This window comes from Aestuariicoccus sp. MJ-SS9 (assembly GCF_032586235.1).
GTDB lineage: Bacteria > Pseudomonadota > Alphaproteobacteria > Rhodobacterales > Rhodobacteraceae > Aestuariicoccus.
Genome location: NZ_JAWHTD010000006.1, coordinates 149,652 through 163,596, shown reverse-complemented (window position 1 = coordinate 163,596; position 13,945 = coordinate 149,652). Strand labels below are relative to the sequence as shown.

12 protein-coding genes and 1 pseudogene are annotated in these 13,945 nt (G+C 62.9%); 5 read left to right on the top strand and 8 right to left on the bottom strand.

Features of this window, described 5'->3' with window-relative positions:
* Positions 1-47: 47 nt before the first annotated feature.
* The 5 genes from dnaN to mutM form a co-directional block, all read right to left on the bottom strand.
* Positions 48-1,166, bottom strand: coding sequence for a DNA polymerase III subunit beta (dnaN, locus tag RXV88_RS06840; protein ID WP_316291419.1), 1,119 nt, complete (start codon positions 1,164-1,166; stop codon positions 48-50).
* Positions 1,167-1,320: 154 nt separating this feature from the next.
* Positions 1,321-2,664, bottom strand: coding sequence for a chromosomal replication initiator protein DnaA (gene dnaA, locus RXV88_RS06835; protein ID WP_316291418.1), 1,344 nt, complete (start codon positions 2,662-2,664; stop codon positions 1,321-1,323).
* A gap of 480 nt (positions 2,665-3,144) precedes the next feature.
* On the bottom strand, positions 3,145-3,408 hold the full coding sequence (rpsT, locus tag RXV88_RS06830; protein ID WP_316291415.1) for a 30S ribosomal protein S20: 264 nt from the start codon (positions 3,406-3,408) through the stop codon (positions 3,145-3,147).
* 163 nt (positions 3,409-3,571) lie between these two features.
* The gene (locus RXV88_RS06825; protein WP_316291413.1) at positions 3,572-4,348 is read right to left on the bottom strand and encodes an enoyl-CoA hydratase; all 777 of its coding nucleotides are present in this window, start codon (positions 4,346-4,348) and stop codon (positions 3,572-3,574) included.
* A gap of 64 nt (positions 4,349-4,412) precedes the next feature.
* Positions 4,413-5,264: a bifunctional DNA-formamidopyrimidine glycosylase/DNA-(apurinic or apyrimidinic site) lyase gene (gene mutM, locus RXV88_RS06820; protein ID WP_316291412.1), complete on the bottom strand. Its 852-nt coding sequence runs from the start codon at positions 5,262-5,264 to the stop codon at positions 4,413-4,415.
* Positions 5,265-5,349: 85 nt separating this feature from the next.
* Between mutM and ubiE the strand changes: the two genes are divergently transcribed.
* Together ubiE and ubiB are read left to right on the top strand one after the other, a co-directional pair.
* On the top strand, positions 5,350-6,102 hold the full coding sequence (gene ubiE, locus RXV88_RS06815) for a bifunctional demethylmenaquinone methyltransferase/2-methoxy-6-polyprenyl-1,4-benzoquinol methylase UbiE (RefSeq protein ID WP_316291411.1): 753 nt from the start codon (positions 5,350-5,352) through the stop codon (positions 6,100-6,102).
* On the top strand, positions 6,103-7,641 hold the full coding sequence (ubiB, locus tag RXV88_RS06810) for a 2-polyprenylphenol 6-hydroxylase (protein WP_316291408.1): 1,539 nt from the start codon (positions 6,103-6,105) through the stop codon (positions 7,639-7,641).
* 3 nt (positions 7,642-7,644) lie between these two features.
* Here ubiB and RXV88_RS06805 read toward each other — a convergent pair whose 3' ends face one another.
* The gene (locus RXV88_RS06805; RefSeq protein WP_316291407.1) at positions 7,645-8,316 is read right to left on the bottom strand and encodes a flagellar hook capping FlgD N-terminal domain-containing protein; all 672 of its coding nucleotides are present in this window, start codon (positions 8,314-8,316) and stop codon (positions 7,645-7,647) included.
* A gap of 9 nt (positions 8,317-8,325) precedes the next feature.
* A complete protein-coding gene (locus tag RXV88_RS06800) occupies positions 8,326-10,551 on the bottom strand; it encodes a flagellar hook-length control protein FliK (protein WP_316291406.1) in 2,226 nt (741 codons plus the stop codon).
* A gap of 108 nt (positions 10,552-10,659) precedes the next feature.
* On the opposite strand from RXV88_RS06800, the gene RXV88_RS06795 reads away from it, so the two are divergent.
* Positions 10,660-10,926, top strand: a complete 267-nt coding sequence (locus RXV88_RS06795; protein WP_316291404.1) for a rod-binding protein — start codon at positions 10,660-10,662, stop codon at positions 10,924-10,926.
* Positions 10,923-11,282 carry a flagellar protein FlgN gene (locus RXV88_RS06790; protein ID WP_316291402.1) on the top strand — a complete coding sequence of 120 codons (360 nt, stop codon included), beginning with the start codon at positions 10,923-10,925 and terminating at the stop codon, positions 11,280-11,282. The genes RXV88_RS06795 and RXV88_RS06790 overlap by 4 nt, the downstream gene beginning before the upstream one ends.
* Before the next feature lie 208 nt (positions 11,283-11,490).
* On the opposite strand, the pseudogene RXV88_RS06785 reads toward RXV88_RS06790, so the two are convergent.
* Positions 11,491-11,583 (bottom strand): annotated as a pseudogene (locus RXV88_RS06785) (chemotaxis protein MotB); the annotation flags it as partial.
* Positions 11,584-11,796: 213 nt separating this feature from the next.
* On the opposite strand from RXV88_RS06785, the gene RXV88_RS06780 reads away from it, so the two are divergent.
* A complete protein-coding gene (locus RXV88_RS06780) occupies positions 11,797-13,944 on the top strand; it encodes a YjbH domain-containing protein (RefSeq protein ID WP_316291400.1) in 2,148 nt (715 codons plus the stop codon).
* The last annotated feature ends 1 nt before the right edge of the window (position 13,945 follow it).

Here is a 13,945-nt window from a genome sequence, read left to right as displayed (position 1 = left end):
TGCTTCTTCTTGGCAAAAATACTCCCGCCGGAGGCTCCTGTCCGCGGTCACACCCGCATCGGCATGACGACATAGACCGCGCTGGTGTCGTTGCCTTCGCGCATCAGCGTGGGGTCACCGGACGAGTTGAACAGGAACACCGCGTTTTCCCGGTCCACCTGGCTGGCGATTTCCAGCAGGTATTTGGCGTTGAAACCGATCTCCAGCGCGTCGTCGCCATAGGCCACGGCCAGCTCTTCTTCGGCGGCGCCGCTGTCGGGGGCGTTGACCGACAGGATCAGCCGGTCCTCGTCCAGCGCCAGCTTGACCGCGCGCGACCGTTCCGAGCTCACCGTCGCCACACGGTCCACCGCCTTGGCGAATTCCGACGCGTCGACCTCCATCCGGCGGGTGTTGCCTGTCGGAATGACGCGGGTGTAATCGGGGAAGGTTCCGTCGATCACCTTCGAGGTCAGGGTGATATCGGGCGTCGCAAAGCGCACCTTGGTTTCCGACACCGACACCGCGATCTGCATGTCGTCATCGTCGAGCAGCTTGCGCAGCTCGCCCACGGTCTTGCGCGGCACGATCACGCCTGGCATGCCCTCGGCGCCCTCGGGCAGCGGTGCGTCGATCCGGGCCAGGCGGTGGCCGTCGGTGGCCACGCAGCGCAGCGCCTTGCCATCCTCGCCATCGGCCACATGCATATAGACGCCGTTCAGGTAATAACGCGTTTCCTCGTTTGAAATCGCGAACTTGGCCTTGTCGAAGAGCCGCCGCAGAACGGTCGCCTTGGCCGAGAAATTCGAGGAATATTCCGACGAGGCCATCACCGGGAAATCCTCTTTCGGCAGCGTCGCGAGCGAGAAATTCGACCGCCCCGCCGCCACCGTCAGCCGGCCCGCCGCGCTGTCTTCGGACAGGTTGACCAGCGCCCCGTCCGGCAGCTTGCGGACGATTTCGTGCAACGTGACCGCGGACACGGTCGTCGCGCCGGCGCGCTCGACCTGTGCGGGGGCCTTGTCCAGCACCTCGATGTCCAGATCGGTGGCGCGAAAGCTGACGCTGTCGCCCTCGGCCTCGATCAGCACGTTGGCCAAGATCGGGATCGTGTTGCGCCGTTCGACCACCGATTGCGCCTGGGACACGGCCCTAAGCAGCGCGCCCCGTTCGATACTGATCTTCATCGCCAATGCCTCCGCAATCCGGACGGGCAGACTAGCCGGTTGCCCGATGCACTCCAAGCCCGTTTTTCAAGGTTTTGTGAGACGCTTTCGCGAGGGCGTCAAGTGCCCGGGGCCGCCTGACCGCGGCCCCGATGGCATCTGTTGTGCGCGGGACTCAGGCTTCGAGCGCGCGGCGCAGCAGTTCGAGGTCTTCGTCCATCTGACCGTCCTGCATCCGCAGCTCTTCGATCCGCCTGACCCCGTGCATGACCGTGGTGTGATCGCGCCCGCCGAACCGACGCCCGATCTCGGGCAGCGACCGGCTGGTCATCTGCTTGCAGAGATACATCGCCACCTGACGCGGGCGCGCAAAGGCGCGCAGGCGCTTGGGCCCGATGATGTCGCTCAGCCGGATGTTGTAGTGATCCGCGACCTTGCGCTGAATCTCCTCGATCGAGATCTTGCGGTCCGACGCGCGCAGCACGTCCGCCAGGCAATCCTGCGTCAGTTCCAGATTGATCGGCTTGCCGACCAGCGACGCAAAGGCGAATAGCCGGGTCAGCGCGCCCTCAAGAACACGGACGTTGGTCGAGATGCGATGCGCGAGAAATTCCAGAACGCCGTCGTCAATCTCGAGATCGGGATATTGCGCCTTCTGGGTGCCGACCTTGGATTGCAGGATCCCCAGACGCAGCTCGTAATCGGTGGGGTGCAGATCGACCACCAGACCCGATTGCAGACGGCTGCGGATGCGGTTCTCAAGGTCCTTGATCTCGTCCGGGGCACGGTCTGCGGAAATGATGATCTGCTTGTTCTGGTCCACGAGGGCGTTGAACGTGTGAAAGAACTCTTCCTGGGTGCTGTCCTTGCCTGCGATGAACTGAACGTCGTCGACCATCAGCACGTCGACCGAGCGGAACAGCTCTTTGAAGTCCATCATCCGGCGGTCGCGCAGAGCCTGCACGAAGCGGTACATGAATTGTTCGGCGGACAGATAAAGCACGCTGAGGTGTGGATTGCGCTGGGTCAGTTCCCAGGCGATGGCGTGCATCAGGTGCGTCTTGCCGAGCCCGACGCCGCCATAAAGAAAGAGCGGGTTGAACGTGACCGGCCCGCCCTCGGCGACGCGGCGCGCCGCGGCATGGGCCAGTTCGTTAGGCTTGCCGACAACGAAGGTGTCGAAAGTAAAGCGACGGTCCAGCGGGGCGCTGACCAGGCTATCGCCATTGGACTGCGCCGGTTCGGCGGCCGCGCGCGGACGGGTCTGCGGCTGGATGCCGTTGGCGACCTTGAACTGAATGCGGCGGACATCCGAGTTGATCGCGGCGATCTTGTTAAGCAGCAGGTCGCCGTAATTCTGCGACACATAGGTCCCCAGAAAATTCGTCGGCACATGAATCACGGCAACAGAGCCGTCCATGCCTCCGAACTCAAGCGGTTTGATCCAGGTCTTGAAATTGTTTTGCCCGAGCGTCTTTTCCAAACCTGCTTGCAACGCGCCCCATTGCTCTTGTGTCATGTGTCCCCATTCCGTCCTTACCGATACCCAAGCGAGAGCAGCCTCGCATCGGTCACAACCCCTGGCACAACTTTTCAGCCCCGCAAACGCAGGTTTGACGGATCCCCGCCAACGTGGATCCGCCTGACACACGGCTTCGGCGTCCCATCCCGAAGCTGACCGTGTGCACAGACTGCTCCGTGCAATAAAAATGGACCGGCCGAAGACGTAACTTCGTTCCTTCCGACCAAGGCCGGAAAAGCGTTTCATCCCCACGCAGAATGGGTCTGATCTGCCTGCCTGTCCCCCCAAGGCGATGTGACTCGCAGGCTGAAACTATCAACCTTTGAATATGTCCGGCAACTGACCTTTGATCTTGACTCGCATGATCGCGGAAAAGAATCTCTGGCCTCTGAAAACCGTGCCAAAAATGCAAAAAAGACACCACAGGTTGTGGTGTCTTTCATCACTAGCGTAAAATGTGCGTAAATCGCAGGGCGGTCAGCCGAGCGCTTTGACCCGCGAGGCCAGACGCGACATTTTGCGCGATGCGGTGTTCTTGTGGAACACGCCCTTGGTGACGCCACGCATCAGTTCGGGCTGGGCCGCGCGCAGGGCTACGGTTGCGGCGTCCTTGTCGCCAGAGGCGATCGCCTCTTCGACCTTGCGAAGGAAGGTGCGGATGCGCGAACGGCGCGCCTTGTTGATGGCGAAGCGCTTTTCGTTCTGGCGTGCGCGCTTCTTGGCCTGGGGCGAATTTGCCATGTGATCGTTCCCGTCTTGTGTCGGTTCATGTTGGGTCGGCGCAATGCCACTCTGAACCGGGCCAATCCGCCGGATCGATTCTTGCCAGAGCGGGCATCACGCGCATATCGGGCGGCATATAGACAGATTCCGCCGCGATGCAAAGCCCAAAATGGACCCAGGTTCAGCGGTCGCGGAACTGCGCCGTGCGCTTCTCCAGGAAAGCCGACATACCCTCGGACTGGTCCTCGGTGGCGAACATCGAATGAAACAGCCGCCGTTCGAAGAGCAGCCCTTCGCTCAGGGTCGTCTCGTAGGCGCGGTTGACCGCCTCTTTCACCGCCATCGAGGTCAGGACCGATTTCTCGGCGATCTTCGCGGCGGCCTGCTGGGCCTCGTCCATCAGCTGCTTGGCCGGCACCACGCGGCTGACAAGCCCCGCGCGCTCGGCCTCGTCAGCCTCCATAAAGCGGCCGGTCAGGTGCATGTCCATCGATTTGGACTTGCCGGCGACCCGCGTCAGACGCTGAGTTCCGCCGATTCCTGCCACGACGCCGAGGTTGATCTCGGGCTGGCCGAATTTCGCATTGTCCGCCGCGATGATGAAATCGCACATCATCGCCAGCTCGCAGCCGCCGCCCAACGCGTATCCCGCCACCGCCGCGATGATCGGCTTGCGCACCTTGCTGATCGCGTCGGCCTCTGTGCCGAAGAAATCCGTCATGAACATGTCGACAAAGGTCTTCTGCGACATCTCCTTGATGTCGGCGCCCGCGGCAAAGGCCTTGGACGAGCCGGTCAGGATAATGCAGCGCACCTTTTCGTTCCGATCGGCCTCTTTCAACGCCTCGGCCAGTTCGCCCAGAAGCTGGGTGTTCAGGGCGTTCAGGGCATCGGGGCGATTCAGTTTAATGGTTGCGACGTGGTCTTCTACTTCGACGATGATCGTCTCAAAGGCCATGACAAGAGGCTCCGGTCGTTTCCGTCAGGTGCCCAGCCTTACCATCTGCCGCGTGCGGTTCAAGCTATCTTTGACAGGTCGGGCAATAGAAAGACGACCGCCCCGATTGCACGATCCGGCGCACGGTGTCGGTGCATCCGGGGGTCCTGCAGGGCGCGCCCTCACGCCCGTACACATCAAAATTGTGCTGAAAATATCCAAGTTCGCCATCGGCTTGGCGGAAATCCCTGAGGCTCGACCCGCCTGCGTCGATGGCCTCGGTCAGCACCTGGCGAATGATCGGAACCAGTGCCCCGGCGCGGGCCGCCGAAATGCGACCGGCCTTGCGCGCGGGGTGGATACGGGCCCGAAAAAGCGACTCGCAGACATATATATTGCCCAATCCCGCGACGATCTTCTGATCCAGCAGCGCGGACTTCACCGGCGTGTTGCGCCCCTTCAGCGCCGCCACCAGATGCGATTCGCTGAAGGCGTTCCCCAGCGGTTCGGGCCCCAGCGCCGCCAGCAGCGGATGCGCCTCGGCCCCGTCGGTCGGCATCAGATCCATCGCGCCGAAACGCCGGGGATCGTTGAAGGTGACGCGGGCGCCGTTGGCCATGTGAAACACCACATGGTCGTGCTTTTCCGGCGCGGGATGATCGTGCACGAACTGCCCCAGCGGATCGCCCGAAATCAGCATCCGCCCGGACATGCCCAGATGGATCAACAGCGTCTCGCCCGAGGACAGATCGCCGAGGATGTATTTCGACCGCCGCCTCAGCCGCAGAACCCGTTTCCCCGTCAGCCTCTCGGCCATGTTCTCGGGGAAGGGCCAGCGCAAATCGGGCCGGTTGACGTCGGCCCGGGCGATCACCTCGCCCTCCATCGCCGGGGTCAGACCGCGACGGACTGTCTCGACTTCGGGCAATTCGGGCATTTGGGGCGGTCCTTGCAGGTGGGGCGCATTGTATCGGCGCACGCGGGCTCTATAAGGTGTTGCAACCGAAGGAACCACAAGACCCATGACCGAAGACACCACGAAAACAACGCATTTCGGCTTTTCCGAGGTGCCCGAGGACGAAAAGGCCGGGCGCGTTCAGGGGGTCTTTAACTCGGTCGCGTCGAAATATGATGTCATGAACGACGCGATGTCGCTGGGCATCCACCGGGTCTGGAAAGACGCGATGATGGATTGGCTGGCCCCACGCAGCGGTCAGCGGCTGCTGGACGTGGCGGGGGGCACCGGCGACATCTCGTTCCGGTTTCTCAAGCGCGCGGGGCACGGCCACGCAACGGTGCTGGACCTGACCGAGCCGATGCTGGTCGAAGGCCGCAAGCGCGCCGAGGCGGGGGCGATGGCCGACAGTCTCGACTGGGTGGTGGGCGACGCGATGGCCCTTCCCTTCCCCGACAATACCTTCGACGTCTACACCATCAGCTTCGGCATCCGGAACGTCACCCGCCCGCAGGACGCTCTGGCCGAGGCCTTTCGGGTGCTGCGCCCCGGCGGGCGGCTGATGGTGCTGGAATTCAGCCAGATCCCCAACGAGATGATGCAAAAGGTCTATGACCTTTATTCCTTCAACATAATTCCGCGCATGGGCCAGGTGATTGCCGGGGACCGCGACAGCTATCAGTACCTGGTCGAATCGATTCGGCGTTTCCCGGATCAGGAGACTTTCCTGGGCATGATCCGCGCGGCAGGGTTCGAACAGGCCAAATACCGGAACCTGACCATGGGCGTCGCTTGCCTGCATTCGGGGTGGAAGATCTAGGTGCGCGGGCCACACAACATCTGGCGGCTGGTCCGCACGGGCGCCACGCTGGAACGTACCGGCGCGATGGGCGTCGTGCTGGATGCCTTCGACGCGCCGCGCCCGCTGCGGATCGCCGCCCGGGTGCTGGGATGGCCGTTCAAATGGCTGGGGTTCGAGGGCGATCCTTCCATGCCGCCGGCGACACGTGCCCTGACCGCTCTCGGCCCCGCCTATATCAAGTTCGGTCAGGTGCTTTCGACCCGTCCCGACGTGGTGGGCGACGAAATGGCCCAGCATCTGCGCATCCTGCAGGACAAGCTGCCCCCCTTTCCCGTCGAGGCCGCCAAGGCCGAGGTAACGCGAGAGCTCGGTCAGCCGGTTGACGAAGTCTTCTCGGATTTCAGCGAGCCCGTCGCCGCCGCCTCGATCGCGCAAGTGCACAAGGCACGTCTGACCGGGACCGGCGAGACCGTCGCGGTCAAGGTGCTTCGGCCCGGTATCGAAAAGGCCTTCCGCAAGGATATCGACGCCTTCTATCTGGCCGCCAGGATGGTCGAATGGCTGTCACCATCGTCGCGCCGCCTGCGCCCGATGGATGTGATCGCGCATTTCGAAGGCGTCGTCATGGGCGAGCTGGACCTGCGGCTGGAATCCTCGTCCGCAGGTGAATTCGCGGCGAACACGCGCGAGGATGCGGGCTTTCAACTGCCCGAGGTCAAGTGGATGCTGTCCGGCCGCCGGGTGATGACGCTCGGCTGGGCCGAGGGCACGGCCCTGGGCGACAACGCGGCGCTGGATGCGGCGGGCCACGACCGCGTGGCGCTGTCGGAGCGGGTGCTGCAGCTCTTTCTCAACCACGCCTTGCGCGACGGGTTCTTTCACGCCGACATGCATCAGGGCAACCTGAAGGTGGCGCCGAACGGCGACATCATCGCCTATGATTTCGGGATCATGGGGCATATCGACGAATACACCCGCCGGGTCTATGCCGAGATCCTTTATGGCTTCATCCGACGCGATTACAAACGCGTCGCCGAGGTGCATTTCGAGGCCGGCTATGTCCCGCCCGACCGCGATGTCGACGAATTCGCCCGCGCCCTGCGGGCCGTGGGCGAGCCCATCTTCGGCATGGATGCGACGCGCATCTCGATGGGCAAGCTGCTGACTTATCTGTTCGAGGTCACCGAACGGTTCGGGATGGAAACCCGGACCGAACTGATTCTCTTGCAGCGCACCATGGTCGTGGTCGAGGGCGTGTCCCGGTCGCTGAACCCGAAGATGAATATCTGGAAGGTCGCGCAGCCCGTGGTCGAGGATTATATCAAGACCTCGCTGGGGCCGCGCGCCGTTGCGCGCGATCTCGGCAAGACCGCGTTGGTGCTGGCACGCTATGGCCCGCGGCTTCCCGGTTTGGTCGAGGCCGCGCTGATCCGCCAGTCGCAGACGCCGCCCCCGGCGCCTTACAACCGCTGGCTGGATCGCGTGATCTGGGGGGCGTTCGGCGCAGCATGCGCGGTTCTGATCGGGCTCTTGGTCGTCAAGCTGAACATATTTTGACGGTCAGCGCTGAGCGGCGCGCACTCCACCGACCAGATCGGACAGAACCTCGCCGCCATCCGAGAGTCGCAGAAGAATGTCATTGCCCTCGGCGCGGGCCTCTTCGATCCGGCTGTAGACCGCCGCAATCTTGGATTCGATCAGCGTATCCTCGGCAAAGCTTTCGACGTCGAATCGGTAGACTCCGTCAGGGAGCGGCGTGCCGCGATCGTCCACACCAGCCCATGTGACAACTTCCTCCGTCTGGTCGATCGGGATTCGCTGCATCACTTCGCCCGCCTCGTTTCGCACCACCAGATCGGCACGGTCCGCCCCATCGGCAAAGTCCGGACGGACGGTGATCGGGCTGCCCTCGAAGCGGACCGGGCCCCGCGCGAGCGCCTCCATCCCGACCCAACCGGCCAGTTGCTGCATGACGTTACCGTTCAACTGTGTGCCGATGTCGCGAAGCAGATCGTTTGTCACCACGGCCTGTTCGACCGTCGAGAATGTGGCCAGTTGCACGGCGAAATCCTGCGAATCGACCGGGTTCAGCGGGTCCTGGTTCTGCATCTGAACGGTCAGCATTCGCAGAAAGGTCTCGAAGTCCGAGCTGATCGCAGACTTGCTTTGCCCGGTCTGCGGACCGCCGTTGGCGGCATTGGACGTGGGGGGCGGGGATTGGGCGATTTCCATCGAAGGCTCCTATATTCTGAGGTCAAGGCCGCCGTCGGTGCTGCCGACGGGCTTTTGTTCGGCGGCGGCCGTGTCGATCGGGGCAGGTTCGGAAAGGGAGGGCGCACGAGACGGCCTATCCCTCCCCGAAGCATCATCGGCGAATTCGAATGTCGGGTTGTCGTATCCCATGTCCATCAAATCGCGTGCCAGCTGCTCGATGTTGCGGCGCAGCAGGTCGAGCGTCTCGGCCCGCTCGGCGCTGACAGACACCACGATCCCCTGTTCCAGAGGTGTCATGTTCATGCGGATGCGGCCGAGTTCATAGGGATTCAATCGCAACTCGACCTCTGCGTCCCGTGTTCGGCTCACAGCCTCGGCAATCTGCCGAACGACGCCAACGGGGTCATGGCGGTGGGTTGGTCCCTGAATGTTTGCCGTACCGCCCGCCGACGCCACGAACCTTGGATCGGGCCCCACTGCCCCGGCAGAAAGCTCGCCCTCATGCCCGACGACGTCCGAAACGACGTGGTGCACAGATCGCTCGGTAAAATCCAAATAAATGCCTGGCTGTGGCGCTCGATAGACTGCGTTGGAAGGCGATTGAGGCCGCGGGGCGGAAGCGGCGCCCGGTCGTGGGGTGGCAAGATCGCCCCGGGAGGGACGGTCGTGCATCGGTTCATCCCGCGTCCGCAAGGGTTTGTCCGCCACAACGGGCATGCCATCCAAAGGTGATCGGGATTGGATGCGCCAGGTTGCATCGCTTTTCATGTCGCTTTGGAAAGTTGTGCCCCCCGCTGGCGACCCGCCTTCCCAGTCAGGCGCCATCGGGATCGGGGATTTCGACACCCGCCCGAATGCCTCGACAGGCGCAGGCGGCGCTTTTAAGGGCTTGATGTCCGTTGGCACCACATCGCGGGCATTACCGGTCGGCAAATCAAATCCGGTCCGGGGTGAAAAAACCTCACGCGCTATAGACCTCGAAACTGACCGTTCGACACCTGGCACGGATTTCGGCAAGTCCGGAACCGCCGGCGGCGCAACCAAAGATGCCGGCTGCGCCCCGATACCGGCGTTCATCCGGCTCTCCACCGCGGTCACAGAGACAATCGGTTTGTCGGCACGGATCGGCACTTGCTCTTCTGTCGTACCTCCGGCCCGAAGCGGCAGGGTTGAGCGGTTGGATAATGAGCCCGCGACCTCCGATGGCGCCAGACGAGGTCTGCGCAGGTGGTCATCGCCCGACGGTTCTGTGGAAACCTTGCCGGCTTGAGGCACCCGGACATCAGGGGGAGGGCTGGGCGAAATCGCAAGACCCTCTCTGTTTACGGGCGCGTGATCGTTCCGGGCCGTTACAGCTGAACCCACCACCCCCCCCGAAGCAGTGTTCTGCAACCGTTTCTGCACCGACACCGACGGTCTGAGGGTCAATTCCTGACGGGTGTCATGCGGCAGAAGATCAGTGTCTTTCGGCCTTTCTGCGGACACCGGCAAATCGGGAACGACCGCTCCAGGCGGCCGCGTCCCCGCCGGGGCAGGCGGGACTTGGGCCGCGGGCGATACCGCCGCCGGCAGGCCGGTCATTCTCCCGGGCGCGTCCGCCACATCGGGGCGAAGGACGCGGCGCGAAACCGGCGGGATGATCGCCGGTTCAACTTTATGATTTGGCGGCGCCTTGGCCGTGGGATCCTTGGGAACGTTTTGGACGACAAGAGAAACGGCAACCCCGGATCCTTCAGTCTTGCCGATGACGGACCCGTTCGCACGGTTGTCGCCGCCGGACGCGTCTGACCGCCCTTCGATCAGATTGAAAACAGCATGTGGCGCGGAGGGGGGAGCAGATCGTTCCATTGCCGGAAGATCAGCCATGCGCTGCACCGAAACGTCCGCGCCGGCTCCGGTCGAACCAATGAGCACTTGCCTTGGTTCGGCGTCTTCGTCGCCGCCCCAAGATGCGTCCGGTCGGGGAGGCACGTTGTTTTCCGCCAGTTCGGTCGCGACATCCGGTGGCGCGGAACCGGCAGGTGCGACCGACTCAGTGCCATCGACCCGCACCTGTGTCTGCGAGGAACCGGTTTCGAGAATGCGGACGTCGGAAGGCACGGCCTTCCCATCGGCCGGGTTTTCTACTTCCACAAGCGCTGAGAGATTTGCGAAAACCTCTTCGAAACCGCTGCCGTCAGCATCATTCGCCGTCTCAGGGCGCGCTTGCGGCTCGGTTCCATTCGTAAAGAGCGTTGTCAGGATGTTCAGCATGGCGGCTCCGGGATTCTGTCCGTGAATCGAACATAAGTGGAACATCCTTACCAGTTGTTTACCGCTATCCAGTCCAATCCGAAAAAGTGACTCGAATAGGAGCAACCGATGGAAATTCCCCCATTTCAATCCGCCGCCCCGGCCCCGCCCGATCCAGTATTGTTGAAGGCTGCGCAAGAACTCGAAACCGGGTTTCTTGCGGAAATGCTGAAATCCGCAGGGCTTGGAAAAGTCAGCGACTCCTTCGGCGGCGGTGCCGGAGAGATGCATTTCGGCTCGTTTTTGCAGCACGAACAGGCGCGACAGATGGTGGAGGCCGGCGGAATCGGCCTTGCCGAGATGATTTTCAATGCCTTGAAGGAGAGCCGGAAATGACAAGGGACATACTGAAAACGACGTTGAATGCGCTCGATTCGATCCTTGAAGAGGAACGGCTCGCCTTGCTGAGCGGCGAACTGAATCGCATTTCCGATCTCATGGCGGAAAAGGAAGCCCTGATCGACACTCTGAAACAAAGCGAGATCGGAACGACCGAGGATCTTGACCCGGTGCAGCAGAAACTGCGCCGAAATCAGGAGTTGTTCGACCACGCGCTGGCCGGTGTGCGCTCGGTGGCGGAACGGCTGGCGACCTTGCGTCATCTGCGCAAGGCGCTGGATACATATACCGCCGACGGTCAGCGCAGCACGATCCTTGAGATGTCGGATCACAGGCTCGAGCGGCGGGCCTGAGGGAATTGTGTCAAATGCGAACGACCGGGCTGGAGGTTTTTAGCACTCCATTAAACTTCGTCGGTGCATGTGGGTCATGCATCCGGACGGATGGCGCAGATCGAAGACCACTGTCTGCAAAGGTCAGAATGACACTCGTCATGCCATGATCGGCATTCTGAAAATCGGTGCAAAAGCACCGCAACGACTGCAAGGACCAAAATCACATGGCGACTTTCCAGGCCCCACCATGGTGCCCGCCGCCCTGAATGACCTTTTTCCGTTTGATGATGACTGGCGCGACATTGCTGTCTGCGGCCATCTCCACCACCTTTTCCATTCACCCGGGGACAGGCATAGCGGGCGAACCCTTACGCAGGGCTTAACGATTAAAAGTGTCGGGTTAAAAGCCGATGCGCGGGGTCGTGCTCAGAATCCCACATTGCGGCAGCGGGTCCGCGCCCTGCATGGACAGAGCCGGTGATCTGATCTAGCAACGGGAAAGCGAGCGGAACACAGGACTGGAATTCAACACATGGCGTGGCGCGATCTTCCCTTGATGGTTTCCTGCCGCAGGATCCGCGGGCTTGGCCTGGCGACCTGTTCCATTCTGGCGTTTTCGGCGGCGACCGGTCAGGCCAACGACGGCACGCTGCCGTCTTACAACATGTACGGACTGCCGGGGCTGATCGACATGCCCAGCGCCGATGCGGCGCCCGATGCGACGCTGGCGGCGACTGTGTCGAACTTTGGCGACAACACGCGCGCGACGCTCAGCTTTCAGATCACGCCGCGCCTGTCGGGCAGCTTCCGCTATTCGGCGGTGCGCGACTTCGTCACCTCCGCCAGCATCGACCGGCCGTATTACGACCGCAGCTTCGATCTGAAATACCAGCTTTTGTTCGAGGGGCAGTACCGCCCGGCGGTGGCCATCGGCCTGCAGGATTTCATCGGCACCGGGCTTTACGGCGGCGAATACATTGTCGCCACCAAAGAGCTGTTTCCGGGACTGCGCGTCACCGGCGGTCTGGGCTGGGGGCGGCTTGCGACCTCGGGCGCCTTCACCAGCACCGGCACCCGGCCCGAGGAGATCCTGGGCGAAGGCGGCGTTCCCACCTATGATCGCTGGTTCCGCGGCGATGTCGCCCCGTTCGGCGGCGTCAGCTATTCGCTCAACGACCGGCTGACCTTCAAGGTCGAATATTCGTCGGACAATTACGACCAGGAACGCGATGTCGGCGAATTCGACGGCAGCTCGCAGGTTAATCTCGGCGTCGATTACCACTTCAAGAACGGCACGCAGCTGTCGTTCTACCACCTTTACGGCGAGGAGGTCGGCGTTCAGCTGACGCTAAGCACGAACCCCCGCACCAAGGGCAGCCCCGGCGGGATCGAGCCCGCGCCACAGCCGGTCAAGCGCCGCGCCGCCGGAACCGCCGCCGATCTGGGCTGGACGGTGGACGGCAAGACCGGGCCGAACAGCAAGGCGTCGCTGGCCAAGCTGCTGGACGAGGACGGGATCAAGCTGGAAAGCCTCGATCTGCAACCCACCAGCGCGACGCTGCGCATCCGCAACACCAAATTCGCCATGCCGGCGCAGGCGATCGGGCGGACGGCGCGTATCCTGACCCGGACCATGCCGCCCTCGGTCGAGGAATTCGTCATAGTGCCGGTCGAAAAAGGGATCCCGATGTCGGCCGTGCGGATGCGCCGGTCGGATGTCGAAAACCTCGAGAACGCCGCCGCGGTCGACATGCTGGCGCGCACCAGCATCCTCGACGCTTATGGCCGCGATCCCGGCTACGACAAGGATCTCTATCCGCGCTTCAACTGGAGCCTGTCGCCCTATCTGGCCATCAGCGCCTTCGATCCAGACAACCCGGTCCGCGCCGATCTGGGCGCGCGGCTGAGCGCGGATTACGAACTCACGCCGAACCTCGTGCTGTCCGGTGCGATCACCAAGCGGCTCATCGGAAATCTGGATGACGTGGACCGCGAACCCGATACCGAGCTTCCGGCCGTCCGCACCGATTACGCCCGCTATGCCGACGAGGGCGATCCGGCCATCGAACGGCTGACGGCGGCGTGGTACGCGCGGCCCGGCAAGAACCTCTACAGCCGGCTGACGGTCGGATATCTCGAAGAGATGTACGCCGGCGCCTCGGCAGAAGTGCTGTGGAAGCCGGTCGACAGCCGCCTCGCTCTCGGGGCCGAGGTGAACTATGTGCGCCGCCGCGATTACGACCAGCTCTTCGGGCTGCAATCCAACACCACGGCCACCGGCACGATCCCCGAACTGAACGGCCACGTGTCGGCATATTACGATCTGGGCCGGGGCTTCCACGGGCAGCTCGACGTGGGCCGCTACCTGGCCGGCGACTATGGCGCGACCCTGTCGCTGGATCGCGAATTCGCCAACGGCTGGCGGATCGGCGCCTTCGCCACTTTCACCGACGTGCCCTTCGACGATTTCGGCGAAGGCTCGTTCGACAAGGGAATCCGGGTGCGCATTCCGCTGGAATGGGGCACGGGCGAGCCCTCGCGCCGGGCCAATACCATCACCGTCCGGTCGCTGACCCGCGACGGCGGCGCGCGGCTGCGCGTCAGCGGGCGGCTTTACAATCAGGTGCGCGATTATCACCAGCCCGAGCTGGCGAAATCCTGGGGGAAGTTCTGGAGATGAG

Bases quoted from the DNA above. Each gene is read 5' to 3' on its own strand.
- dnaN (WP_316291419.1), bottom strand. From the start codon at position 1,166: ATGAAGATCAGTATCGAACGGGGCGCGCTGCTTAGGGCCGTGTCCCAG.
- dnaA (WP_316291418.1), bottom strand. From the start codon at position 2,664: ATGACACAAGAGCAATGGGGCGCGTTGCAAGCAGGTTTGGAAAAGACG.
- rpsT (WP_316291415.1), bottom strand. From the start codon at position 3,408: ATGGCAAATTCGCCCCAGGCCAAGAAGCGCGCACGCCAGAACGAAAAG.
- RXV88_RS06825 (WP_316291413.1), bottom strand. From the start codon at position 4,348: ATGGCCTTTGAGACGATCATCGTCGAAGTAGAAGACCACGTCGCAACC.
- mutM (WP_316291412.1), bottom strand. From the start codon at position 5,264: ATGCCCGAATTGCCCGAAGTCGAGACAGTCCGTCGCGGTCTGACCCCG.
- ubiE (WP_316291411.1), top strand. From the start codon at position 5,350: ATGACCGAAGACACCACGAAAACAACGCATTTCGGCTTTTCCGAGGTG.
- RXV88_RS06805 (WP_316291407.1), bottom strand. From the start codon at position 8,316: ATGGAAATCGCCCAATCCCCGCCCCCCACGTCCAATGCCGCCAACGGC.
- RXV88_RS06800 (WP_316291406.1), bottom strand. From the start codon at position 10,551: ATGCTGAACATCCTGACAACGCTCTTTACGAATGGAACCGAGCCGCAA.
- RXV88_RS06795 (WP_316291404.1), top strand. From the start codon at position 10,660: ATGGAAATTCCCCCATTTCAATCCGCCGCCCCGGCCCCGCCCGATCCA.
- RXV88_RS06790 (WP_316291402.1), top strand. From the start codon at position 10,923: ATGACAAGGGACATACTGAAAACGACGTTGAATGCGCTCGATTCGATC.
- RXV88_RS06780 (WP_316291400.1), top strand. From the start codon at position 11,797: ATGGCGTGGCGCGATCTTCCCTTGATGGTTTCCTGCCGCAGGATCCGC.